Annotated in this window: 17 protein-coding genes and 1 pseudogene; 11 read left to right on the forward strand and 7 right to left on the reverse strand. The window is 61.7% G+C overall.

All coding sequences use genetic code 11. The features are described from left to right. Positions 1-207 (reverse strand): annotated as a pseudogene (locus HMPREF2932_RS10040) (ISL3 family transposase); the annotation flags it as partial. 14 nt (positions 208-221) lie between these two features. Between HMPREF2932_RS10040 and HMPREF2932_RS10045 the strand changes: the two are divergent. Then, positions 222-1,445 carry a SidA/IucD/PvdA family monooxygenase gene (locus tag HMPREF2932_RS10045; protein WP_256381034.1) on the forward strand — a complete coding sequence of 408 codons (1,224 nt, stop codon included), beginning with the start codon at positions 222-224 and terminating at the stop codon, positions 1,443-1,445. Positions 1,446-1,545: 100 nt separating this feature from the next. Beyond that, positions 1,546-12,402: a non-ribosomal peptide synthetase gene (locus HMPREF2932_RS10050; RefSeq protein ID WP_071410089.1), complete on the forward strand. Its 10,857-nt coding sequence runs from the start codon at positions 1,546-1,548 to the stop codon at positions 12,400-12,402. Positions 12,403-12,404: 2 nt separating this feature from the next. On the opposite strand, the gene HMPREF2932_RS10055 is transcribed toward HMPREF2932_RS10050, so the two are convergent. Beyond that, on the reverse strand, positions 12,405-13,391 hold the full coding sequence (locus tag HMPREF2932_RS10055; protein ID WP_224784305.1) for an alpha/beta hydrolase: 987 nt from the start codon (positions 13,389-13,391) through the stop codon (positions 12,405-12,407). 77 nt (positions 13,392-13,468) lie between these two features. On the opposite strand from HMPREF2932_RS10055, the gene HMPREF2932_RS10060 reads away from it, so the two are divergent. The 3 genes from HMPREF2932_RS10060 to HMPREF2932_RS10070 all read left to right on the forward strand — a co-directional run bounded on the left by HMPREF2932_RS10060 (position 13,469) and on the right by HMPREF2932_RS10070 (position 16,307). Continuing rightward, positions 13,469-14,413, forward strand: coding sequence for a methionyl-tRNA formyltransferase (locus tag HMPREF2932_RS10060; RefSeq protein WP_005325328.1), 945 nt, complete (start codon positions 13,469-13,471; stop codon positions 14,411-14,413). 65 nt (positions 14,414-14,478) lie between these two features. Next, positions 14,479-15,495, forward strand: a complete 1,017-nt coding sequence (locus HMPREF2932_RS10065; protein ID WP_071410090.1) for an iron-siderophore ABC transporter substrate-binding protein — start codon at positions 14,479-14,481, stop codon at positions 15,493-15,495. Positions 15,496-15,668: 173 nt separating this feature from the next. Beyond that, positions 15,669-16,307, forward strand: a complete 639-nt coding sequence (locus tag HMPREF2932_RS10070) for a DedA family protein (RefSeq protein ID WP_005325329.1) — start codon at positions 15,669-15,671, stop codon at positions 16,305-16,307. A gap of 10 nt (positions 16,308-16,317) precedes the next feature. On the opposite strand, the gene HMPREF2932_RS10075 is transcribed toward HMPREF2932_RS10070, so the two are convergent. From HMPREF2932_RS10075 to HMPREF2932_RS10085, 3 genes are read right to left on the reverse strand one after another with little or no spacing between them, the layout of a single operon-like run. Then, on the reverse strand, positions 16,318-17,100 hold the full coding sequence (locus HMPREF2932_RS10075; RefSeq protein WP_019176090.1) for an ABC transporter ATP-binding protein: 783 nt from the start codon (positions 17,098-17,100) through the stop codon (positions 16,318-16,320). A 50-nt stretch (positions 17,101-17,150) separates the two neighbouring features. Continuing rightward, positions 17,151-18,245, reverse strand: coding sequence for a FecCD family ABC transporter permease (locus HMPREF2932_RS10080; RefSeq protein ID WP_005325330.1), 1,095 nt, complete (start codon positions 18,243-18,245; stop codon positions 17,151-17,153). Further along, a complete protein-coding gene (locus HMPREF2932_RS10085) occupies positions 18,245-19,363 on the reverse strand; it encodes a FecCD family ABC transporter permease (RefSeq protein ID WP_071410091.1) in 1,119 nt (372 codons plus the stop codon). Before HMPREF2932_RS10085 ends, HMPREF2932_RS10080 begins: the two co-directional genes overlap by 1 nt. Before the next feature lie 524 nt (positions 19,364-19,887). On the opposite strand from HMPREF2932_RS10085, the gene rpsH reads away from it, so the two are divergent. The 6 genes from rpsH to HMPREF2932_RS10115 all read left to right on the forward strand — a co-directional run bounded on the left by rpsH (position 19,888) and on the right by HMPREF2932_RS10115 (position 22,441). Next, on the forward strand, positions 19,888-20,286 hold the full coding sequence (rpsH, locus tag HMPREF2932_RS10090) for a 30S ribosomal protein S8 (RefSeq protein WP_034986964.1): 399 nt from the start codon (positions 19,888-19,890) through the stop codon (positions 20,284-20,286). A 14-nt stretch (positions 20,287-20,300) separates the two neighbouring features. Continuing rightward, positions 20,301-20,837 (forward strand): 50S ribosomal protein L6, encoded by a 537-nt coding sequence (gene rplF / locus HMPREF2932_RS10095; protein ID WP_035004244.1) that lies wholly within the window; start codon positions 20,301-20,303, stop codon positions 20,835-20,837. Next, positions 20,837-21,247, forward strand: coding sequence for a 50S ribosomal protein L18 (gene rplR / locus HMPREF2932_RS10100; protein ID WP_035004242.1), 411 nt, complete (start codon positions 20,837-20,839; stop codon positions 21,245-21,247). The genes rplF and rplR overlap by 1 nt, the downstream gene beginning before the upstream one ends. A 40-nt stretch (positions 21,248-21,287) precedes the next feature. Beyond that, a complete protein-coding gene (gene rpsE, locus HMPREF2932_RS10105) occupies positions 21,288-21,929 on the forward strand; it encodes a 30S ribosomal protein S5 (RefSeq protein ID WP_012359604.1) in 642 nt (213 codons plus the stop codon). Between the two features lie 3 nt (positions 21,930-21,932). Next, on the forward strand, positions 21,933-22,073 hold the full coding sequence (gene rpmD, locus HMPREF2932_RS10110; RefSeq protein WP_035004239.1) for a 50S ribosomal protein L30: 141 nt from the start codon (positions 21,933-21,935) through the stop codon (positions 22,071-22,073). 95 nt (positions 22,074-22,168) lie between these two features. Then, a complete protein-coding gene (locus tag HMPREF2932_RS10115) occupies positions 22,169-22,441 on the forward strand; it encodes an alpha/beta hydrolase (protein WP_071410092.1) in 273 nt (90 codons plus the stop codon). Here the strand turns inward: HMPREF2932_RS10115 and HMPREF2932_RS10120 are convergent. Then, entirely contained in the window at positions 22,436-22,765 is a 330-nt protein-coding gene (locus tag HMPREF2932_RS10120; RefSeq protein ID WP_070730320.1) for a transcriptional regulator, read from the reverse strand. The genes HMPREF2932_RS10115 and HMPREF2932_RS10120 overlap by 6 nt on opposite strands. After that, positions 22,758-23,162, reverse strand: coding sequence for a hypothetical protein (locus tag HMPREF2932_RS10125; protein WP_070730319.1), 405 nt, complete (start codon positions 23,160-23,162; stop codon positions 22,758-22,760). Before HMPREF2932_RS10125 ends, HMPREF2932_RS10120 begins: the two co-directional genes overlap by 8 nt. Between the last annotated feature and the right edge of the window lie 670 nt (positions 23,163-23,832).

Raw genomic sequence — 23,832 nt, forward strand, 5'->3', positions numbered from 1 at the left:
TCCAACAACGGGAAGATCAACGAGTCGACGGGTGGTGTGGTCGCGCAGCTTGCCTAGCTGTCCGCAGTCCGGGCACACGCCGATAACGGCTACGGGCGTGGCCTCAATGATGGTCAGCGGTCCGGCATCAGCGGCACCGGTGATGGCAAGTCCGATTTCCGCGGTACGGCAGATGGTGTCGGCAACGAGGTTTCCAGTAGGCTTCACAGTACGGGTTCCTGGTGGGTTTAGATGGTTGTGTAGGAACTTTCATCTTCACACCAGGGACCCCTACATGTTGTGGTGACCCGCTGAACCCGTCGATTTCTACCTCACCCCGCTACGCACCCCGAAACCGGAAGAGCCGCCAAACCTTCACCCCGGAACGCGTGGAATTCGCCGATTACCTCCGATGGATCGCGGATCACATCACCGTGGACACGCAGTACAACACCACCGTGACGTCCATCGAGACGCTTCCGGAACTGGCCGCAGACGGAGCTCGTTTTGTGGTGCACGTCCGCAGGAAGTTAGGAAGCGGTGAGTCCGAAGGGCAGCGAGCTCAGCAGTCGGAGTCCATTCGCTGCCGCAACGTGGTGGTTGCCCGCGGGCTGGAAGCCAAGATGCCTGCGTGGGCAGAGGACAGCTCCTTGGACACCTCGCGCATCTTCCACAACATCGATTTGCTCCCGCGCACCAAGAAGCTGCTGAACAGTGGGTGGGATATCCGCCGAGCTTTGGTGATCGGCGCGGGCCAGTCCGCAGCCGAGGCCATCCGGTACTTCCACGATTGCCCGCATATCGATACCGTCACGGGCAGCTTGAACAGCTACGGCTTCATCCCCGCCGATGACAGCCCCTTCGCCAATCGGGTGTTCGACCCGGAGGCCGTTGATGACTTCTTCCATGCGCCCGATGCGATCCGCAACGAGCTGTTGATCCGCCACCGGTACACCAATTACGCCTGCGTGGAATCTGAGCTCCTCGATGAGCTCCACGACCGTCAGTATCGGGAAAGCGTCACCGGGCGTCAGCGGCTCGATATTCGCCGGACCACGGAGGTGCTCGGTGCGCGTAATTGTTCCGACGGCAGCGTCGACGTGGACATTCGCCACCGAGTAACCGGAGACGTGGTGACAGAAAACTTTGACGTGGTGGTGTGCGCCACGGGCTTCCGATCTCGCGGTCTTGCGGGGATTCACGCTGATAGTCACGGCAGTGAAGAATTCACCGTCACTAGGGATTACGGCGCCGTGCTCAATGGCGAGCGCGTGCCAGGACTCTTCGTGCAGGGAGCAACTGAGGCCACGCATGGACTCGGTTCCACGTTGCTCTCCAACATCGCGACCCGCTCCGGGGAACTGGTGGAGGCCATCACGGGTCAGCAACGCACGCATCGTGCGCCGGCGGATGAAGATCTCCGCTCCGAGCAACATCGGGATTCTTCGCACCTGATCGCAGGCTGATTTTCCCGAGCCGTGCTCCGCTTGAGGTTGGCTGACACCTAGCCCGACGTCCGCCATCCGCGTCTGATTCCCTGTTTCCCCATCAACCGAAAGGCTCTTTGTGCCCACCCGATCGTCTGCTCACACTCCGTTTTCCTCTGGCGATACGCTTGCTTCTCGAGATGGCGGCGCCGTCATCGGTCATGGCCGCAGTGAACAGGATCGGATCGCCCAGCAGCGCATATGGAATGACACGGATCAGGATCGCGATCGCCCGGACCTGATTAGCCTGCTCCTGCAGCATGCGCAGGAGACCCCGGATGCGCTCGCAGTGGTGGATGACCGGCACAGACTGACCTATGCGCAGCTCGTCGCCCATGCAACTGCTGTAGCGCGAAATTTGCGGGAACACGGTATTGGCGCTGGTCAGAGTGTGGGAATCTCCCTGCCGCGCAGCGCGGAGATGGTGGTGGGTATCGTCGCCACGTTGCTCGCCGGTGGCAGTTTTGTCCCGCTAGACCCCTCGTGGCCGCAGGCGCGCCGGGAATCCGTCACCCACGATGCCAGCCTGAGCTTCGTACTCACGCCGGACAACTGCGCGCTCACCGAAGACGCGCTATTCGACCTCGATGCCACCCGCGAGCTGTTCACCCCGCCGTCCACGGACAGCGTTGCGTACGTCATCTTTACCTCTGGCAGCACCGGCCGCCCAAAGGGCGCAATGATCCGCCACGGTGCGATCGTGGAGCGCTTGCTCTGGCAGCGCGATCAGATCCTGTTCTTCGGCCGCGATGATGCCTCCCTGTTCAAGGCACCGCTGGCCTTTGATATCTCCATCAATGAGATCTTCCTGCCGCTGGTTTGCGGGGGCCGCGTGGTGGTGGCCGCGCCGGGCGTGGAGCAAGACCCCCAACGCTTGGCCCGCCTCATCCATCGCGAGGGCGTGACGTTTGCGTATCTGGTTTCGAGTGTTCTCGACGTCATGCTCAAACAGGCCGAAGGCACGAATCTATTAGACAGCTTGCGGCATGTCTGGTGTGGCGGAGAGATGCTCACCCAGGCGCTGTTCCGTCGCTTTCGCCAGCAGCTGGCCATCCCGCTGTACCACGGGTACGGGCCAGCGGAAGCTACCATCGGTGTCTCCCACGTCATCTACCGTGACGACGAGGATCGCCTCAACACGAGCATCGGTGTGGCCAATCCCAACTGTCGGCTCTATGTGCTCGATGAGCACCTGCGGGTGGTTCCAGACCAAGAAATTGGTGAACTCTATGTGGCCGGATTCCTGCTGGCCAAGGGGTATATCAATGCCCCAGGACTCACGGCCAGCCGCTTTGTTGCGGATGTGTTTGCGTCGGACGGAACCCGGATGTACCGCACGGGAGACCTGGTGCGCCGGCACAACGACGGCTCGCTGGAATTCGTGGGGCGGGCCGATAATCAGGTGAAAATCCGTGGCATGCGTCTGGAGTTGGAGGACGTGGAATCTGCGCTGGTGGGACACCCAGATGTGGAGGCGGCGAGCGTGATTGCTCGGGAGGGGCGACTGCTGGGCTACGTGACGGTGACTGCGGGCCTCGTGGGTGCTGCGATCCGTAGTTGGTGTGCCGAGGTACTGCCCGAATACATGGTGCCCGCGATTATCACCGTCATGGATGAGTTGCCGCGGACGGCCAACGGAAAAGTGGATCGGAAGGCACTGCCGGAACCTGATTGGAGCTCGCTCACTGATGCCCCGGCCGATGCTGAACGTGACGGGGAAACCGTTGCTCTGCTCGCGGAGGCAATGGCTGAAGCATTGGGGGTTAGCGCGGTGGGTGCGGAGACGGACTTCTTCGATATCGGTGGCGATAGCCTGCGGGCCATCACCCTGGTCTCGGCTCTGGGACGGCGCGGGGTGGAGGTGAGTGTGGGAGATATTTTCTCTGCGCGCACTCCACAGCAACTGGCTCGGTGCGCCGAAGAGCGCGGAACCTTCGTGCAGGATCCAGACGATGAACCAACCGGTGAGGTGCAGTCGCTGCCGATTCTGCGCTGGTTCGATTCCATTACTGATCACGTGGACGGCTTCATTCAGTCCGTGGAGTTTTCAGTTCCAGAAGATGTGGATGCGCAGCTGGCCGGGCGAATGGTGGCTGACGTGCTGCAGGCGCACCCTGCACTGCGGGCCCGTGTGCAGCGGAATCCCTTGCGGCTGGAACTCCCGGAGGAATCTGCCGAAGAAGCGGTGGCGATCCACCCCACCACGGACATCGCTGCGCTTTCTGAACTGCTGGATCCGGCAGTCGGAGTGGTGGTAGCGGCTGGGCTGGTGCCCGGAAGATTGCGCCTTGTGGTGCATCACCTGGTGGTCGATGGCGTGTCATGGAACATTATCGGCGAGGACCTCGCCGCGGCGTATCGCGGGGAACAGCTCGCGCCGGAGCGGACGTCCCTGCGCCGATGGACGCAGCTGCTGCAACAGGCCGTTGATACTGGCGAATTCGCGGAGGATGCCAATAGTTCCCTGCCCCCATTGCCGAGTGCAGATGAACCTCTGCGGGACCCGCAGGTGCCAGCGCTTGCTGATAGTCCCGAGAAAGCGCCCACAGTCCGTGAGGAGCGCAGCGTGGTACATGAGGCATCAGTGCAGATCACGGACGAATTACTGGGTGCGGTGCCCCACGCTTTCCGCACGGGGGCGAATTCCGTATTGCTTACGGCATTGAGCGTGGCGTTGGCGCGTTGGCGTCGAAACAAACAAACATGGACCCTGGTGGAGATGGAGGGGCACGGCCGCGATACCCGATTCGTACCCGGGCCACAGGGCAGGGAAGCAGACCTTTCACGCACGGTGGGCTGGTTCACCTGCCTATATCCCATGCTGATCGACCCCACCCGGGCGGCAGTGCAGGAGGCCTCCACAGAGGTCGAGGGCAGCATCGCCCCGCTAGCGCTGGCACTCAACGCAGTGAAAGACCAGCTCGCGGCCATCCCCGGCAACGGCGTTCCTTACCAGGCCCACACCTGGTTGCATCAGTCCGCGAAGACCCCTCCGCAGGCACAGGTGCTGTTCAACTACTTGGGGCGCGTATCCGCAGGAGCACAAGATTTCGCTCCCGCGGGTTCCACCGGCCAACTCGGCGAGCAACGCGACCCGGACCAGCCGTTGGTCCGCGAGCTGGAGTTCAACGCGATCGCCGAAGACACCGGCGAGGGATACGTCCTGCGCACCACGATCTCCTGGGCGCGCGGCAGGATCTCCCCCGAACGGATCGACGAATTGGTCGCGCACTGGGATGTGGCATTGCGCGAGGTGGCAGCGCTTGCCGATCACGGCGTGTTGTCCGTGGGCGACGTTGCCCCCGCACCCGTGAACTCTGCGGACCTGGCACGAATCACTGCGCAGAGCTCCGCGGAGCTGCAGGACGTGCTGCCGCTGACCCCGCTGCAGCACGGCATGTACTTCCACTCGCTATTCGAGGAATCGGCCAGCTCGTATGTGGAGCAACAGGTCTTGCGGGTGGAATGCAGCGAACCGTTTGACCGGGAGCGATTCGCCCGCGCTGCGCGTAATTTGATCCGACGCCACCCCGCACTGAGCACCCGCCCTTGGGAAACTGACGGTGGCGATGTGGTTGCCGTGATTGATCCGGGGATTGCCGAGCATTTGCGGGTGGACTTTCGGGACGTGACGGTGCCTGCCGAGTTGGCTGGGCCTGGATTAGACGGGTGGCTCGTGCAGCGTACGGAAGAGATTGCCGCTGATGACCTCTCGCGGGGAATCTCCTTGCAGCCGCCCGGTGATGCCGCGCCCGAGCCGCTCATGCGATGGACCGTTGTGCTCCCGACCAGTGTCGATGGTGCGGTGTGTGGCCAGGACATCGCCGTGATCCAGACGGTGCATCACCTGATCGCCGACGGATGGTCCGTGCCCATCATGCTGCGGGATCTCCTGGAGATCTACCGGGATGACGATGCCCGAATCCCGCGCTACGACCCGGACGCCGGAATGGCCGGCAGCGTGCGATGGGTGGCGCGCAGAGACGCGGAAGCCGATATGTCCGTCTGGCGCGAGGAAATGCGCGAGGTACGCCCCACGGTGCTGTGCCCTAATCCTTCGAGTTCGCTCGAGCGCCGGGAGTTGCTGGTAGACGATCCGCGGACTGTTGGCTTGTCTGAGCGTGCTCGGGCAGCGGGTGTGGGCCTGCCGGATGTGGTGCACGCGGCGTGGGGGCTGGTCCTTCGCACCTTGGTGGGCTGCGAACCTGGGGCTGACGTGGTGTTTGCCACTTCCGTTTCCGGCCGTGACATTCCCGTTCTTGGCGTGGCCGATGCCGTGGGCATGCAGCTCAACACCATCCCGGTGGTCGCGCCGGGGCAATCTGATCCCACCCTGCCGGTGACCAGCATGCTGCACGCCATGGTCCATCACAACAATCAGGTCCGCGATGTGCAGCACGTCAGCCTGGCTGATATTGCCCGCGACCTGGGAACCAACGCCAGCGAACTGCTGGATACGTTGATGGTGGTGGAGGTGCCGCTATCTCCACAGGACGTGGGCTGCCCCGGCTCGCCACTACAGGTTGCTGACGTGCGCAACAATGGCGCGCCGCACTTTCCCCTGTCCGTCGTGGTCAACCCTTCCGCTGAGCACCCACTGCGCCTGATCTACGATCCGCAGCGAATCACCGAGGTACGTGCCGAAAGGATCGCGCAGATGCTCGCGGTGAGTGTGGATTCTTTGCTGTCTGAATCCGGTGCGGTGGCGACCGTGGGTGAGGTTGCAGAGGCGTTGGGTGCGGTATCTGGTGTGGACACGCTTCCTTCTTTGTGGCGACGCAGCTTCGAGCACTCCCGCGACCGGCCCGCCCTGACCAGCATCGGAGAAGACGGTGCTGCGGAGCATTGGACCTACGAAGAACTAGACGACGCCGCTCAGCGTATACGCGCTGTGCTGGACCGGAAGGTTGCCATCCACACCCCGAGAGTAGCCCTGCTCATGGAGCGCGATGCGTGGCAGGTTGCGGCCATTCTGGCGACCACGATGTCCGCCGGCACCTACGTTCCCGTGGATCCGTTGTCCCCGCAAGCGCGGGTGGAATTGATCCTGGAGGATTGCCAGCCCGATGCCGTGCTGGTGTCTCCCAGCGCGGAAAAAATGGTCTCTGAGCTGGTAGATTGTCCCGTCCTCGTGGTCAGTGAACAGACGATGAGCGGGGAAGCGAAGCCGCCTGCGGGCCGGTCGGCAAGCGTGGCCCGTGCCAATGACATCGCCTACGTGATCTACACCTCCGGCTCCACAGGGCGGCCGAAGGGCGTGGCCGTCACACACGCCAACGTGACCGCGATGCTGGGCAATGCTCGCAGCCACGTGGAGTTTTCGCAGGAGGACGTGTGGTCGATCAGCCACAGCTTCGCCTTTGACTTTTCGGTGTGGGAGATGTGGGCAGCGCTGAGCTCCGGCGGGCGTGCCGTGGTGATGCCGTATGCGCTGATGCGCTCGCCCGAGGATGCCGCAGAGGTGTTGCGTGCCGAAGCCATCACGGTGCTGAGCCAGACCCCAACCGCCTTTGCCGCGTTGGAGCCGCACCTCGGGCAGGACTCTGCGGTGCGCACGGTGATCTTCGGCGGCGAGGCCTTGGAGGCCCGCGCGGAGGCTGCCTACTGCAGTGCTCATCCGAATGTTCGGTTTATCAACATGTATGGCATCACGGAGACGACAGTGCACGTCACAGCACACGAATGCTCCGAGAATGCAGGGGAGGCCCGCAGCCCGATCGGCCGCCCGATGGACGGGTTGCGTACCTATGTTCTGGACGCGCAATTACAGCCGGTGCAGCCTGGAGAGACCGGCATGATGTACGTTGCCGGGCCGCAGGTCACCGCGGGTTATTGGGGGCTTGCTTCTACCACGGCCTCCCGCTTCGTGGCCGATCCTTTCGTTGGCGGCGGCGCGCGGATGTACTGCAGCAATGACATGGCAAAGGTGCTGAACAACGGTCATCTGGATTACGTGGGCCGCGCCGATAGGCAGGTGCAGCTGCGCGGTTATCGCGTGGAGCTGGGGGAGATCGAGAGCGCGCTGGAGAAGGTCAGCGGTGTGCGGGAGGCCACCGTGGTGGTCGTCGATCTGCCCGAAGGCCAGGTGCCGGGTGCGTTGTTGATTACGGATTCTCGTGCCGACGCAAAGGCGATCACCTCCCGAGCTGCCGCAGCGGCCCGAGACGCGCTCCCTGCCTACATGGTTCCGCAGCTATTCGCGGTGAGTACGCAGGTGCCGCAGACCATCAATGGCAAGCGGGATGAGCGCGCGATCCTGGACCTTCTGGGTGAGATTCCTGCTGCTCAGCAGGCTTCGGGCACCTCGGATCTGGTGGAGGCGATCTCGCAGGCAATTGCTGATGCACTTCGCTTGGACCGCGCCGAGGTGGAGCCGGACTCGGACTTCTTCCGCTTAGGTGGAGACAGTATTCTTGCCATCCGCGTTACTCACGCGCTGGCGCGCGCTGATCTCAACGTGACTCCGCGGGACTTCTTCTTGGGCCGCACGCCACGCAAGATTGCCGAGCGGGTCACGCCGCAGGCCACCCAGCAGAAAATCCAGGAAACAAGGCAGAGCCAGGAAGAAGCCCTGCCCAAGGACGGGCACCAGGAGATCTCGGGGGCTTTCCCCATCCCGGCGATGCTGCGCAGGCAGATGGAAAGAGGCATGAGCGACCGCTTTGTGCAGGCGCGCCGCTTGGATCTGGGGCCAGTCGCTGTGGAGGACTTGGAACAGGCCCTGCAGCAGGTAGCGCAGGCACATCCGATGCTTCGTACGCGCGTGGACACCAGTTCTGCGTTCGCGCACTTTGTTGGTGCCGAGGGAGACGGCCCTATGGTTGTGCGGGCTTTGGACGTGGATGCATTGATCGATCACATCGATATTGCTGCTGGTCGTAGCGTGGTGCTCGGGTGTGTGGATGGGTACGTCAAGGCCGTTGCTCATCACGCGGTGATCGATAGCGCCAGTTGGATGATTCTGGAAGACGATCTGCGCGATGCGCTCGCAGGGCGCAGGATTCTCTCCGGGCAGGCGAGCTACAAGGATCTTTGCCTGCAAGAACTGCACGATGCTCACACCGCAGCAGCTCAGGATGCCCTGCACTGGAGTGAACTGGCTACGCTGCCACGGCCCGTCGAGGACTCGAACCAGTGGAGTACGGATCATGTGAGCACGCTCGAAGTGAACATTGACGGACAGACCGCGCAGGTCCTGCAGAGCGTTGCACCCGACGTGATGGGTGTGGACGTTCAGGACCTCGTGGCAGGACTGGTGACCGTCGCGGTGGCTCGAACAATGGGCACGGACGCGCGGAGCTGGGCCGTGGACGTAGAAGGCCACGGACGTCCGGCTGATCATTCCTATGGTCGAACCCTCGGATGGTTTACCACCATCGCGCCGGTGGAAATCCCGTTGGCTGATCCAGCGGATGCAGCACGTGCCGCAGCGGAAATGCGCGCGCTCCACGAGGACGGCACAGCCCCGGACCGCCGCACTTATCAGGCACTGCGATACACACACCCGCAAGGGCAGCGAACCCTGGCCCATGGGGCACAGATCCTGGTCAACTACCTCGGACGGGGAGAGACTGGCGCTGTCCTCCACGCGCCGGGCGATGCCGCCTGCCAGTGGACGGATTACCTGGTGGAGGCCGATGTGTGGTCTAGCGAGCGGGCCGTAAGCATGGAGCTGTCCGTGGTGAATGCGGTGATTTCCGCCGAGCGTTTGCGCAGCGCCATCGGCGAGGTTGCTCGCGAGTTGCAGGAGCACGTCAGCCGCGAGCAATCCTCAGGACGCCGCGCTCCGCTGAGCGTGCTGCAGCGCGGAATCTGGTTCCAGTCACAGGTGGCAGCACCGGGTGCCTACGTTGCACAGACTGCGTTGACGTTTGACCGGAGACTGGATGCCGAGGCCGTGGTGGAAGCCTTCCGGGACACAGTGACCGTGCATCCAGCCATGGGCGCGGAGTTCCACACCGATGCTTCCGGCCAACCCGTGCAGAACTTGCCGTGGAGTGGACAGGGCATTGACCTCCCCGTCGAGACCACCGAAGGGGATCTCGAGGCGATCATGCACGCTGATCGCAGCGCGGGCATCGATCTCGCATCCGTGCCGCTGGCGAAGGCAACCATCGTCACCGGCCGAAGTGACGGACAGCCTGGCGACACGCTGCTTCTTACCTACCACCTGGTTCTGGTCGATGGTTGGTCGCGTGCAGTGATGCTGCAAACCTTCCTCGAGAGGCTGACGTTGAGGTCCGGCCAGGCCCGCACGCAGGGTGCGGGAGAGTTGGTTCCTCGCGGTTGTTCTATTGCTGACGCCCTGCTCGAGTCCGTTGACACTCGCAAAGAGCAGGCAGATAGCGACTATTGGGTACATCGCCTAGAGACGTTGTCTCAGCCCACGCTCGTTGCCCCGCAGGCCGCGGATATCTCTTCAGAGCACGCTGGTAGCGAGTTGCCTCGCCAGGTGTTTGCCGAGGTCAGCGAGCAGCTGACCGGCGCACTGCAGGAAAAGATCCGGGCGCAGGCCGTGACGTTGACCTCCGTGGTCAACGCAGCCGTGGCCGTGGCCTTGGGTGCTGTCACAGGGGATTCGGATGTGGTGTTTGGTCAGTCTGTCAGTGGCCGCGATGCCTTGAGCGACCCCGCCATGTCTGATGTGGTGGGAGTGCTGCTCAACACAGTGCCAGTGCGAGTGACAGCTCGGCCCGGCCAGAGCATAGAAGAACTGGTCCAGGATGTTTATCGCCAGCGCATCGAGGATATGGACCACGATTCCGCGGACCTCGGCGCCATCCAGCGGCAGCTGGGGGTAGGCACGCTGTTCGATTCCATGGTGGTGGTGCAGAACTTCCTCGATCCGCAGGCAGCAGCGGAACTTCGGGAACGCCACGGGGTTGTGGAGGAGCGCGCGGAAGATTCCACGCACTTCCCTCTGACCTGGGTATTCACTCCGGGGCCGAAGCTGGGCATCAAGCTGGAATTCCGCCACGACGTGGTGGACGAGTCCCTCGCACATTCCGTGCTCAAGGCCGCGACCGAAGTCCTGACCGCGTTTGTGGACACACCAGAGGTCCCGCTCGCTCAGCTGGCCCAGTTGGCGCCAGCCCGAGCGGAGGATTCTTCCCCGCAAAGCACGACGGAGCAGATGGCTTCCTGGCAGAAGGCCGAAGGCATTGACCGCACCATTGCGGATGAGCTCAAGGACACCGCCCAGCGCTTCCCAGATCGCATCGCGCTAGCGGATGACGCACAGCAGTGGACGTTCGGTGAGCTGATTGCTCGCTGTTCCGACATTGCGGAAAAGATCAAGAATTGCGGCGTGACCAGCGGCGATACTGTCGCCATTGCGGTGGAGCGCTCCGCGCATTCGGTGGTGGCTCTGCTGGGAGCCCTGTGGGCAGGGGTGCGCTACGCGCCGCTTGATCTGACGCACCCCGATGGGCGGCTCCGGGTCCTCGTGGAGGACAGCCAGCCCGCAGCCGCGCTGGTGGACTCGAGTTCTCGGGAGCGCATGGAGCGGATCGGTGCGCTTCCTTGCGTCGACGTCACCACTGCCGATTCCCACGCCACCACCCACACGCCTGCGGCGGTGCCCGGGGACGATGCCTACCTGATGTACACCTCCGGATCGACCGGCAAGCCCAAGGGCGTGGTGATCAAGCATCGCGGGCTGCACAACATGCTGGACAATCACCGGCGCAAGATCTTCGCCCCAGCTGCTGCCGATGGGCGGACGTTGCGGATCGCGCATGCCATCAGCTTCGCCTTCGATATGTCGTGGGAAGAGCTGTTTTGGCTGGTGGAAGGCCACGAGGTGCGGATCTTCTCCGAGGATTTGCGACGCGATGCTGCGGCCATGGTTGAGGCCATTCGCGCGCATCAGGTGGATGTCATCAACGTCACCCCGACCGTTGCCGAGCAGCTGCTCGCGGAGGGGATGCTGGAATCCGGCGCGCATCGCCCGCGGCTGGTGCTCTTGGGCGGCGAGGCTGTCTCGCACGGCGTGTGGGAGACCTTGCGAAAGGCCGATGACGTGCGCGGATACAACCTCTATGGACCCACCGAGTACACCATCAACGCCCTGGGTGCTGGCACGGATGAGAGCGCCACGCCCGTGATCGGAATGCCGGTGGATCGCACGGCGGCGTTCGTTTTGGACCCGTGGTTGCGCCCCGTTCCTACAGGAGCGCCGGGTGAGCTCTACCTCGCGGGCAGCGGCTTAGCGCAGGAGTATCATGGGCTCGCGGCGCGCACCGCCAGCTCCATGGTCGCCTGCCCGTGGGGCGCCCCGGGTGAGCGGATGTATCGCACGGGAGACATCGTCCGCGTGCGTGCGGATGGCATGTTCGAGTACCTCGGACGCAGCGACGATCAGGTGAAAATTCGTGGTCACCGCGTGGATCCCGGCGACGTCTCGGCCGCCGTGTCCCGCGGCGTTGATCCCCGCATCCTCCACTGCGTGACCGTTCCTGTTCGTATATCCGACGCCACACTCCTGGCCTGTCACCTCGTGGCCCCACAACTGCGCGATGCGGACCAGGGGGAGCGGCAGAGTTTCCTGACTGGCGTGCGTAATGCATTGCGCGAGGAACTGCCCAGCTACATGATCCCGGATCGATGGTCGATCGTGGATGAGTTGCCGGTGACGTCGAATGGAAAGACCGACCTTGCTGCACTGGGTGAGGGAGAAAGGATCACGGAGAAGGGCCGCGAACCGGCGAACGAAACCGAGGAGATCACGGCGGAGCTGTTTGCCGAATCGCTAGATATTGAGCCCGAGGACGTGCCGGTGGATGCTGATTACTTTGACATGGGTGGGCACTCCATGGCGGTCATCAAGCTCTGCGCACTGCTGCGTGGAGAGCTGGGAGTGGAGGTTGGCGTGCGCGAATTCTACGGTCTGCGGACAGTCGAGCGCGTGGCGGAGTTTGTGGAGGCGCGCTCGTAGATTCAGCCCAGCAATTCGGCGAGTGCCGGGATGATCCCGTGGCGCCACATCGCAGGGTCGTGGCCACCGGGCGTGCGGTGATTGGTGGTGGGAAAGCCGCGGCGTGTCAGGGCATCGGCCACTGCATCCACGTGTCGTTGCATGGGCGGCTCTTCTGCACCGCACGTCAGTACGATGCGTGCCAGACCGGAGCCACTGTGAGCCGCAGGATTTTCGAGTGAGGGGCCAGTGAGCTGTGCGGCAATGTCGCCTCCTGCGGGCCCGTCCGAGAGCGTGTCCGCGAGCTCTGCAGAACGGTCAGCGGACCACCAGACGGCAGGGGACTGGGCGATGGCTCCTTTGATTGCAGGCGTGGTTTCGGTGGAAGCCGTAAGAGCTGCGCGCAGGGCGGAGAGACCGCCGAAGCTTTGCCCCACCAGGACTATGTGGCTGCTGTTGATGATCGGCGGAAGCTCGGTGGCCAGTGCGCTGGCGAATGTTTGGGAGGTGTACTCCTCGCTGCGGTCTTTGGCTGCCGGCAGGAAGACGCGGTTGATCTGGGGGATAAGCCCTGCCGTGACTGCCCGGTCCAGTGCGCCCGTGAGGTCATGCAGATGGATCCAGTCATCGCCATCCAAAAACACCACGGTGGTATCCGCACCGCGGTCATCGAGGCGCGCGGTGCAGCGCCTGCCGAATACCTTCCGGTCGATGGACAGGCGTGCGCCGGGCAAGTCCGCGATGACTTCTGGGGAGCGAGGCGGCCAGAGTGTCTGGTCCACAGAATCGCCGCTCAATAGGCTCGCCTGTGGGCCTGCGCCGTGTGCGTTATGTGGATCGGGATATTTCAGCTCGCCGGATTGAAAGCTATAGGTCACTGCTGAGTGCGCCGGGATGCGCACATCGACGGTGGACATCGATTCGGTGAGCTCGACGTTCGAGCGGTAGGGGTCCGGGAAAACGAGGGCTTCCGCATCCGCGGGCACCGAGATTCGGTGAAGGGTGGTCACGTCCGGGGAGTCTGGCATGAAAATTGCGCCACTTTCATCATTGACTACATAGGTAAACCTAAGCTAACATCCCCTGCATGCGAGTTGCTGTTTTCGGCTATCAGTCGTGGGGACACCGGACGTTGTCTGCGGTCATCAATGCTGGTCATGAAGTAGTTTTGGTAGTTACGCACCCTGCCAGCGATCACCCTTATGAGCAAATGTGGGCAGACTCCGTTGAGGAGCTCGCCAGCGAACATGAGCTCCAGGTGTGTGTCACTGAGCGCGTGGGTCAAGACGTCATTGAGGCGTTGCGCGATGCTGCACCAGACATCATCGTGGCCAACAATTGGCGAACCTGGCTTCCTCCCGAGGTTTTCAGCCTGGCCAAGCACGGCGCATTGAATGTCCACGATGGTCTCCTGCCCGAGTACGCCGGATTTTCGCCCATCCTGTGGGCGCTGTTGAACCGGGAAACTCACGTGGGCGTCACTGTGCACGAGATGGATGAAGTGCTGGACGGCGGACCCATCGTTGCCCAGCGCGCGATCCCCGTGGGTCCGCAGGACACCACCACGGATCTCGTGGCCAAGACCATCGACCTCATCGAGCCCCTCGTGGAACGCGCATTGAGTGACGTCGCCCAAGGCACCGCCACTGCGCAACCTCAAGATCCCACCCGCGCTACGTACTTCCACAAGCGCGGCGAGCAGGAATCTCGCATAGATTTCACCCAACCTGCGGAAGATATCGCCTTGCTGGTCAGGGCGCAGTCCGACCCGTACCCCAATGCTTACTTTGAATTCCGAGGCCAGCGCGTCCGCGTGCTTTCCGCGCACGTCTCGCAGGGCCGCTTCGGCGGAACCCCCGGCCGAGTCACCATCCCTCACGAGGGAGGAATCGCGGTGGTCTGTGGATCGCCCCGTGCCAACGTGCCGGCGCCGGCGATTGTTCTGGATCGTGTTCGTCTCGACGACAACTCGGAACTGACCGCCACCGAATTCTTTGGACATAGGGCTGGATATATCCAACCAAAGGTTTGACCTTTCCCTTTTGTGTACGGGCCACGCCTCGCGCGGAAATCCGTCACCAGTAACAACGGAGAAAAATGACACTCAAGAAGATTCTCGTTAGCACCGCTGCTGTGCTGACCTTGGGCGCGGCACTGACCGCTTGCTCGACTGATGACCAGTCCGGAAATTCCGGGGACTCCCAGGCAGTCAACGCCGAGCAGGGCGCATTCCCCACCACCATCGAGCACCGCTACGGCTCCACCGAAATCAAGGAAGCCCCGCAGCGCGTGGTCTCCTTGGGCTACACGGATCAGGACGCACTGCTGGCGCTGGGAGTTACTCCTGTCTCCGTGAAGTACTGGGACGGAATGACCCCGGATGGTCAGGCTGCGGGCAACTGGTCCAATGACAAGATCGAGGGCGACACTCCTCGGATCGACAAGGACACAGAAGTCAACGCGGAAGCCATCGCCAAGGACAATCCAGACCTCATCGTGGCCGTGTACTCGGACATCGATGAAGACACGTACAAGAAGCTGTCTGAGATCGCCCCTGTCGTCGTACAAAAGGGCGAATACGAAGAACTACAGCAACCATGGGACGTGACCACGGAAGAGATCGGGCAGGCCGTGGGCAAGCCTGAAGAGGCAAAGCGCCAGGTGGAGCAGGTCAAGGAGAAGTTCGCAGAGCTCAAGGGCCGCCACCCAGAATGGGCCGAAAAGGAACTCGGCGTGGCCACTGTCTCCGACGAGAGCCTGGCTGTCTTTGCCGAGGGCGATCCGCGTAGCCGCTTCTTCACCGAGCTGGGATTCAAGATCAACCCGGCCTACGCGGGCATCACCAAGGACAAGTTCTACGGTGAGGTCTCCAAGGAAAACGCAGACCAGATCAACTCTGACGTGCTGGTGTGGGATCAACTGTCTTACTCTCCGAAGCAGAGCAAGGCTTCTGTGACCGAGGATCCGATCGTGGGCAAGCTGCCCGCCGTGAAGGACGGACACAGTGTCTACCTGGAAGGCGACCTGGAAAAGGCCTTCGGATGGCAGACCGTGCTGAGCCTGAACTACCTGCTGGACAAGATCGAGCAGCCGTTGACAGACGCCACGAAGTAGTCTGAATCAACTGCCGAACCGCCCCGCATGAACGTGCTGGGGCGGTTTTGCTGTTGCTGGCTAGGGGACGGGCACTCATGGGGATAACGGATGCACGCTAGGGGCGAGCTGCCTGTATTCCGGTCAGAAACCGGGGTAAGAATAGACCAGTTGTTTTCTAGAAGGGATTCCCTGTGCACTTAAGCGACCTCATGGACGCCACCACCCTGCTCCAGAACTTTGGCGGCTGGGCGCTCGGCGGCATTGCGCTGATTATCTTTATTGAATCCGGCGTGCTCTTCCCGTTCCTCCCCGGCGATTCCATGCTGGTCACCGCGGCAATCTTGCGCGATCAGCTGGGCTTGAACGTTCCGATTCTGGTGGGCGTGGCCATCGTCGCGGCGTTCTTGGGCGACCAGGTAGGTTTCTGGCTCGGCCACCGCTTTGGCCGCAAGTTGTTTAAGCCCGACGCCAAGATCCTCATAACCGAGCACCTCGAACAAGCCGAGGCTTTCTTCCTGAAGTACGGGCCGTTGGCTCTGGTACTGGGGCGCTTCATCCCGATCGTGCGTACCTACATTCCCGTGGCCGCTGGTACCGCGGAGATGCCGTACAAGAAGTTCGTGGGATGGAACGTCACGGGTGCAGTGCTGTGGATTGTCAGCATGGTCGGCATTGGCGTGCTGCTGGGGGATATCCCGGGCATTGCGGATCGCATCGACATGATCGCCATCGTCATCGTGCTGGTGTCTGTGACTCCGGTGGTGATTTCCGCGATGATCAACTGGCGGAAGTCCAAGAAGACTCCCGCCCAGGAGCTGATGGAGGACTAAGCCCTGATCGTCACTTGGGGACGATCAGCGGACCGCCGGTGACAGGATCCTCGATGACTAGCGCGTTGAGGGCAAACGCCTCGAGCAGTAGCTCTGGGGTAATGACCTCGCTGGGACGCCCGGTGGCGAGGACCTGTCCATCCTTCATCACCACGAGATTATCGCTGTAGCGTACAGCCAAGTTGAGATCGTGCAGCACCATCACCACAGTCCGATCCAGCTCTCGGCGTAGACGCTGCACCAGCTCCAAAATCTCTACCGACGTGGCCAGATCCAGGTAGGTGGTGGGCTCGTCCAGGAACAGGATGTCCGTGTTCTGCGCAAGAACCATGGAGATCCACACACGCTGCCGCTGCCCTCCGGACAGAGAATCCAGGGTGCGCTCCGCCAGCCCCATCGAGCCAGTCATTTCCAGCGCCTTGTGCACCTCGGCTTCGTCCGTGGACGACCACTGACGGATCCACGATTGGTGTGGGTGCCGACCGCGCGAGACGAGATCAGCCACGTTGAGTCCCTCCGGGGCGGTAGGGGTTTGTGGCAGCACGCTGATGGTCCGTGCGAGGTCCTTGCGCCTGATGGATGAGATATCGGCGCCGTCTAACAGCACTTCGCCCTCATTCGCCGGAAGGAGACGAGACATGGCTCGCAACAACGTGGATTTGCCGCAGCCATTGGGGCCGATGATTGTGGTGATCTGCCCGCGAGGAAAGTCCACGTCCAAGCCTTCGATGACCGTCCGGTCGCCGTAGCCCACGGCGAGGCCGCGTGCGCTCATGCTGTGCTTCTGAGTCATGTGTCCTTCTTTGTTCGCGGCACTGCTAACTTCCAGGGTGGGATCTTTTCTCATGCCGTGGTTGACCTATTCCGTTGGACCAGCAAATAAATAAGGAACGCACCGCCGATTGCCGAGGTGAGAATGCCCACCGGCAGCTCTACGGGCAGAAGAGTTTGGGTGCTGATATCTGCCAGCAGGAGTAGCGCAGCGCCGGTCAGCGCAGAGGCCAGAAGCGGTGGTGCAGAGCAGTTGCACAAGCGCAGCGCCACCTGTGGGGCCACGAAGGCGACGAACCCGATGGGGCCAGCGGCCGAGACCGCCACTGCTGCCAAAGCCACGGCAGCGGCGAGCAGAAGCACCTGCACACCCTGGACGTTTTGTCCCAAAGCCCGTGCAGTATCCGAGCCCAGCAAGGTGGCTAAAAGTTGGTGACCAATCCAGGCCAGCAGCGGTGTAAACACCAACACAACAATGGCGATGGGCCACATCTTGGACCAGTCCGCAGTGCTCAGGGAGCCAGTAAGCCAGAACTGCGCGGCCGCGGCATCGCGCAACTCCGTGCGGATCATCAGGAAGTTGATATACGAGGTCAACAGAGCAGAGATGATGATGCCGAACAGCACTAGCCGGAAGGAATCAGTCGATCTCCTCCACGCCAGAGCCCACATCACCGTTGCGGTGACAGCCGCACCAAGCACCGCGGCCAAGGGAATGCCGATGCTGCTGAGCCAGCCGAGGAAACCACCAGCGCCACCACCCAGAGTGATGACGGTGACCGCGGCCGCGGACGCGCCCGTAGTGAAGCCCAAGATATCCGGGCTGGCCAGCGCATTGCGAGTCACGGACTGAGTGAGGGCTCCGGATAATCCCAGCGCACAGCCCACCAGAATGGCCGTCAGCGCACGAGGCATGCGCCAATCCAAAACCACCAGACGCTCAATGCGGGTGCCCTGGCCGGTGAACAGCACCTCCAGCACACGAGCCGGGGACACAGGATAGTCACCCAGGCCGATGGAGACCGCCGCTAGCAAGACGATCGCCACGAGCAGCAATAGAGACACCGTCAACGCGCGAGGGCGCCAGACCACAGAAAATGAGCCCACGCGGAATGGCGGGCGCCCAGGGATAGTGGAAGAGGTAGGGCGGGCAAGGAGGGAACTCATTAAATGGCCACCACCCGGCGTCGATAAATAAGGGCGATGAAGAACGGCGCGCCCACGAACGCGAGGATGATGCCTACTTGCAACTCGCCCGGACGAGCGATCAGACGGCCCACCACGTCTGCGAACAGCATCATCACCGCACCCGTCAGGGCAGAGTAAGGGAGGACCCAGCGGTAATCAGGGCCCGTGATGGCGCGCACGAGGTGCGGGACCACCAGGCCGATGAAGGTGATGGGGCCGGCGGCAGCTGTCGCGGCACCGGCCAGCAGTGCGATCAGAGCCATGCCAATCAGGCGGGCGCGCTGGGTGTTGATGCCCAGTCCGGAGGCGATGTCATCGCCCAGATTCAGGAGGTTTAGCTGCGGTGCCGTGATGAACGCCAGCAGGAGGCCCACCAGGATAAACGGCAGCACGCCGTAGAACACGGTGAGATCCCGGCCCGCGATGGAGCCGACGGTCCAGAAGCGCATGCGATCCAGATTGGCATCGTCAGTGAGGATAAAACCGCTGATGATGGCGCTGAGGACCGCGGACAAAGCCGCGCCGCCGAGGACCAGCGTCATTGGATTGGCCTGTCCTCCTCCTATGGACGCCAAACTAAACACCAACGCAGTAGCAGCGATGGCCCCACCGAACGCCCACATGCTGGTAGCCCACACGGACGTCACACCCAGCAAGGAGAAGCTGGCAACCACGGCCAGGGACGCACCGTAGTTGATGCCGAGAATGCCCGTGTCCGCGAGAGGGTTGCGCGTGTGCCCTTGGATCAATGCACCGGAGGCGCCAAGGGCAGCACCGGCGACTAGGCCCAACAGGGTGCGGGGAATGCGGAGCTCGACGATCACGCGCTGATCCACATTCAGCCCCTCCGCGTGGCCGAACGCCGTGCCGAGATCGCGGAACACGGCGGACACTTCTCCAAAAGGGATCTGCCGTGATCCAAACACGATGCTGGCAACGATGCTGGCGAGCAATAGGAGGAAAAGGACGCCGAGGCCGACGAGGCGACGCGGGATTTTACCTGATGGAGCGCTGGCAGAAGCGTCCGCAGTAGCGTCCGCGCGAGACCCCAGGTGTGATTGAGAAGGGGATTGCGCATGCGGGGTAGAGATAGCCATGCATCCCTCCTTGACGCGTGAAAGTCCATGATCTTAACGGGAGCAAGCTTATATGAACAAGGTAAGCCTAATCAAAGTACTACAAGGAGGGATTGTGGAGCTGTGCAGGTGAGTGTGTGAGCCAGCAGGTGCGGCTAGTGAGGTCGGTCGGCCCTGAATGGCGCCGACCCTACACCTCAGCTCTATGCTTCTGAGCAGGGATTTGGACATGTTTTAGCTGGTTGCTAGGCTAGTCAGGTCTTGCCGTAGGTAGGTACCCCCATGTTCTTTTTTTCGACGCTAACGCGTCAAAATCCCGGGAATGTCACATGACCTGCGGAAAGAGTCTCCCGCTACAAGGGAGAAAAACTGTACATCCACTTTGTTACAGGCCCCTCGCCCGAAGCGGCCGCACGGATAAAGGCAGCGAGCACCCCTAACTACTGAGTTAGGCGGAGCGTGAGTAGCCAGCGATCGTGCGGTACACGCGATTCATCAAGGGTGAGCACGGGAACCGTAACGAAAAAGGCAACAGGTCACTTCACATGACCATGACTGATCCGATTGCGGACATGTTGTCACGAGTGCGCAACGCAAACAATGCGTTCCACGACACCGTGTCTATGCCATCCTCCAAGATCAAGGCCAACATCGCCGAAATCTTGAAGCAGGAAGGCTACATCGCCGACTACTCCGTTAACGACGAGACCGTCGGCAAGACCCTGGAGCTTAACCTGAAGTACGGCCCATCTCGCGAGCGTTCCATCGCTGGCGTGCGTCGTGTTTCCAAGCCGGGTCTGCGCGTTTACGCAAAGTCCACTAATCTGCCAAAGGTTCTCGGTGGCCTGGGCGTGGCTATTATCTCCACGTCCCAGGGTCTGCTGACTGACCGTGAGGCCAACAACAAGGGCGTGGGCGGAGAAGTCCTCGCCTACGTCTGGTAAGAGGAGGTTTAACCATGTCTCGTATTGGCAAGGCACCGGTGACCGTCCCCTCTGGCGTCACCGTCACCATCAACGGCCAGAACGTTGAAGTCAAGGGTCCTAAGGGCACCCTGGCTGAAGAGATTCCGGCACCAATCACCGTGGCTCAGGAAGGCGAAGAACTCGTCGTCTCCCGCCCCGATGACCGCCGCAAGAACCGTTCCCTGCACGGCCTGTCCCGCTCCCTGATCAACAACATGGTCGTGGGCGTTACTACTGGCTACACCATCAAGATGGAAATCTTCGGTGTGGGTTACCGTGTGCAGCTCAAGGGCCAGAACCTGGAGTTCGCACTGGGCTACTCTCACCCAGTCCTGATTGAGGCGCCTGAGGGCATCAAGTTTGCCGTCGACGGAAACACCAAGTTCTCCATCGAAGGCATCAACAAGCAGCAGGTTGGACAGATCGCCGCTAACATCCGCCGTCTGCGGAAGGATGACCCATACAAGGGTAAGGGCATCCGTTACGAAGGCGAGCAGGTCCGTCGCAAGGATGGAAAGACGGGTAAGTAATGAGCAACAACGCAACGAACAAGGAAGGCCAGCGTTTGCCGGTGGGCAAGGACATCTCCACCCGCCGTCGCAACGCTCGCGCACGTCGCCACTTCCGTATCCGCAAGACCCTGTCCGGCACCCCAGAGACTCCACGTCTCGTTGTGCACCGTACCTCTCGTCACATGCACGTTCAGGTCATCGACGACACCGTCGGTCACACCCTGTGCGCTGCGTCCACCCTCGAAGCAGAGGTCCGTGGAGTCGAGGGCGACAAGAAGGCACGTGGCGCCAAGGTTGGCGAACTGATCGCACAGCGTGCGAAGGAAGCTGGCATCGAGGCAGTCGTCTTCGACCGCGCTGGCTACCAGTACCACGGCCGCGTCGCCGCTCTGGCTGACGCCGCCCGCGAAGGTGGTCTGAAGTTCTAATGACCACCAACACCATGAACTCCAACGGAAGGAACGCGTGATGTCGGAACGTGACCGTAACGGCGGACGCTCCGCCGATAACAACCGCAACGATCGCAACGAGCGCGGCGGCCGCAACGACCGCGGTGGCCGTAACGATCGTCGCAACAACCAGCAGGACGAGCGCAACCAGTACATCGAGCGCGTCGTCACCATCAACCGTGTGTCCAAGGTCGTCAAGGGTGGTCGTCGCTTCAGCTTCACCGCTCTGGTGATCGTGGGTGACGGCCAGGGCATGGTCGGTGTCGGCTACGGCAAGGCCAAGGAAGTCCCGGCTGCTATCCAGAAGGGTGCCGAGGAAGCTCGCAAGAACTTCTTCCGTGTCCCGATGATCAACGGCACCATCACCCACCCGGTGCAGGGCGAGGCCGCAGCAGGCGTCGTCATGCTGCGTCCGGCTGCACCAGGTACCGGTGTTATCGCCGGTGGCGCAGCCCGCCCGGTGCTGGAGTGCGCTGGCGTCCAGGACATTCTCTGCAAGTCGCTCGGCTCGCCGAACGCCATCAACGTTGTTCACGCAACGGTGGCCGGCCTCAAGGAGCTCGTGCGCCCAGAAGAGGTCGCCGCACGTCGTGGCAAGAGCCTCGAAGAGGTTGCTCCGGCAGCCATGCTGCGCGCTCGTGCTGCAGGACAGGGGGCATAACCCATGGCACTGAAGATCCGTCAGATCAAGGGCACTGTTGGTAGGAAGCAGAACCAGCGTGACACGCTGCGTTCCCTCGGCCTGAAGCGCATCGGTCAGGAGATCATCCGCGAAGACAACGCTGTCACCCGCGGCATACTCTAAATAATCTTTCGGGAACCTTACATTAAACAGTCTTTCCCCATAGGCTGCGATATAGGAGTAGAAAACTCCCGGAAGTTGAAAGGAGACTTTGCAAAATGGACAATCTCGTCAATGAATTCCCTTCCGAAGACAATCCGTTCGTCAACGTGGGAAAGGAAGTTCGCAGTAAACCCCACATCGCTCACGCAGAGGTCTTCGTGTCCACTAATGATGTCCTGGTGGACCCTTCCCTCACGCAGCAGCTTGCCGACGCCCTCTCGGCCGCGCCCATCACCATCCACGGCGCTGGACATTTCCTTGAGAGTGACGGCTATACCGAGTTTCCACAGCTGGGGGATCGCATAGCGCAATGGCTGCGCAGCCTATAGGCCCTCAGTCATGGCTTTGAGCGCCTTCACGTGCTGCACGTAAGCTTGTGCGCCTGCCTCAGTAAGCGTGACCCACACGGTGTCCTTGGCGCGGGTAGAACCGTACTCTCGGGCGCGGCTAATATAGCCGCAGCCTTCGAGGTGCTTTAGCTGCTTGGAAAGCGTATCGGCGGGGAGCTCGGTCAACTCGGCGAGCGTACTGTACTTCATTTGCCGGTCTCCGGTGGCGCCAGCGGAGTAGAGTGTAGCGCAGATCTTGAGTCGTTTAATCGGGTGGATAACTGGATCCAGCTCAGGGGATTGGTTGGGTGCGTCCTTAGGCATTTGATCCCTTTATGGCCGCGTTGCGGTTCTCGTAGAGCATCCAAGCCATCGCTGCGGAAACGACGACCCCGCTGGTGATCATCCATGGCCATGTATCAGGTGTCGGCGTGGTGGAGAAAATCATTGCGGCGGGAAGCAGTACGCGTGACCACGTGGCGCGATCGTTCCTTGGCCCCATGTTGGGATTGGGGCGAACAAAAGGGTTCGCGAGTTTGTCCTTGAGGAGGTAGCCGAGAATGAAGGTCGGTAGGAGGATTGCGAGGGTGTACCACCACGACAGCTTAGAGAATGCGAGGCTACTGCCGATGCCGAGCGCTACAAGTGCTACCGCCCACCCGCTCTGCTTCCAAGCTGTGCGCTGTTGAACCTCTCCAATGACTTTAAGGTCGCTGTTCATGATGTGCCTCCTTTACTTGCATCTAGTGCAAGTGTAACGCTTGCACTAGATGCAAGTAAAGGGGCGTGGCTTCTCGTGACATCTGAGTGGTCTGGTTTTACCCCATACCGGTGTGCATCTTCGGCGAGGTGGACGGGAGGGGCGGTGGAGTACCAGGGGGTGGACCAGTGGCCAATTGGTCTAAGTCCTACCGGTATGCCTTTTCTGGCCATACACTGCAGGTACAACGCATTCCCGACAGAAAGGAGAGCGGATGGCGGAAGTTGAAAATCATCACTATCGCCGACGCGACTCTAGCAGATAATACAAGGCGGCATCGCCATAATCCACAACTTCTTAAAGCCAACACTCGAGCGAAGTAGGAGCCTTGCATCGCATGCTGTTAGCGCACGTGTCCTCCCGAACCTCCAGCGATGACTAACTAGTGCTCCGGCCCCAGCAGCCAACGGCACGCCAGCGGAATAACCACTGATTCGATCCGCACCTAGGCCTTGAGAGTCGAAGTTTACATCGCAGCCATAAGTGGCAACGAGGTTCGGGATTTTATCTGTGTAAAAAGGGTCCGTTACCTGCCGATTTGTGCAATCTTTCGGGGATCCTATAGTGTTTAGCAAGTCCGAAACGGACAGCTAAGCGAGCCCCGTTCGTCTAGCGGCCTAGGACGCCGGCC

The organism is Corynebacterium sp. HMSC074H12 (assembly GCF_001813755.1).
In the GTDB taxonomy this organism is placed as follows: domain Bacteria; phylum Actinomycetota; class Actinomycetes; order Mycobacteriales; family Mycobacteriaceae; genus Corynebacterium; species Corynebacterium hiratae.

Excerpts from the sequence above, each read along its gene's own strand:
- HMPREF2932_RS10060 (WP_005325328.1), top strand. The coding sequence starts at position 13,469 with ATGCGAGTTGCTGTTTTCGGCTATCAGTCGTGGGGACACCGGACGTTG.
- HMPREF2932_RS10065 (WP_071410090.1), top strand. The coding sequence starts at position 14,479 with ATGACACTCAAGAAGATTCTCGTTAGCACCGCTGCTGTGCTGACCTTG.
- HMPREF2932_RS10075 (WP_019176090.1), bottom strand. The coding sequence starts at position 17,100 with ATGACTCAGAAGCACAGCATGAGCGCACGCGGCCTCGCCGTGGGCTAC.
- HMPREF2932_RS10080 (WP_005325330.1), bottom strand. The coding sequence starts at position 18,245 with ATGAGTTCCCTCCTTGCCCGCCCTACCTCTTCCACTATCCCTGGGCGC.
- HMPREF2932_RS10085 (WP_071410091.1), bottom strand. The coding sequence starts at position 19,363 with ATGGCTATCTCTACCCCGCATGCGCAATCCCCTTCTCAATCACACCTG.
- rpsH (WP_034986964.1), top strand. The coding sequence starts at position 19,888 with ATGACCATGACTGATCCGATTGCGGACATGTTGTCACGAGTGCGCAAC.
- rplF (WP_035004244.1), top strand. The coding sequence starts at position 20,301 with ATGTCTCGTATTGGCAAGGCACCGGTGACCGTCCCCTCTGGCGTCACC.
- rplR (WP_035004242.1), top strand. The coding sequence starts at position 20,837 with ATGAGCAACAACGCAACGAACAAGGAAGGCCAGCGTTTGCCGGTGGGC.
- rpsE (WP_012359604.1), top strand. The coding sequence starts at position 21,288 with ATGTCGGAACGTGACCGTAACGGCGGACGCTCCGCCGATAACAACCGC.
- rpmD (WP_035004239.1), top strand. The coding sequence starts at position 21,933 with ATGGCACTGAAGATCCGTCAGATCAAGGGCACTGTTGGTAGGAAGCAG.
- HMPREF2932_RS10115 (WP_071410092.1), top strand. The coding sequence starts at position 22,169 with ATGGACAATCTCGTCAATGAATTCCCTTCCGAAGACAATCCGTTCGTC.
- HMPREF2932_RS10120 (WP_070730320.1), bottom strand. The coding sequence starts at position 22,765 with ATGCCTAAGGACGCACCCAACCAATCCCCTGAGCTGGATCCAGTTATC.
- HMPREF2932_RS10125 (WP_070730319.1), bottom strand. The coding sequence starts at position 23,162 with ATGAACAGCGACCTTAAAGTCATTGGAGAGGTTCAACAGCGCACAGCT.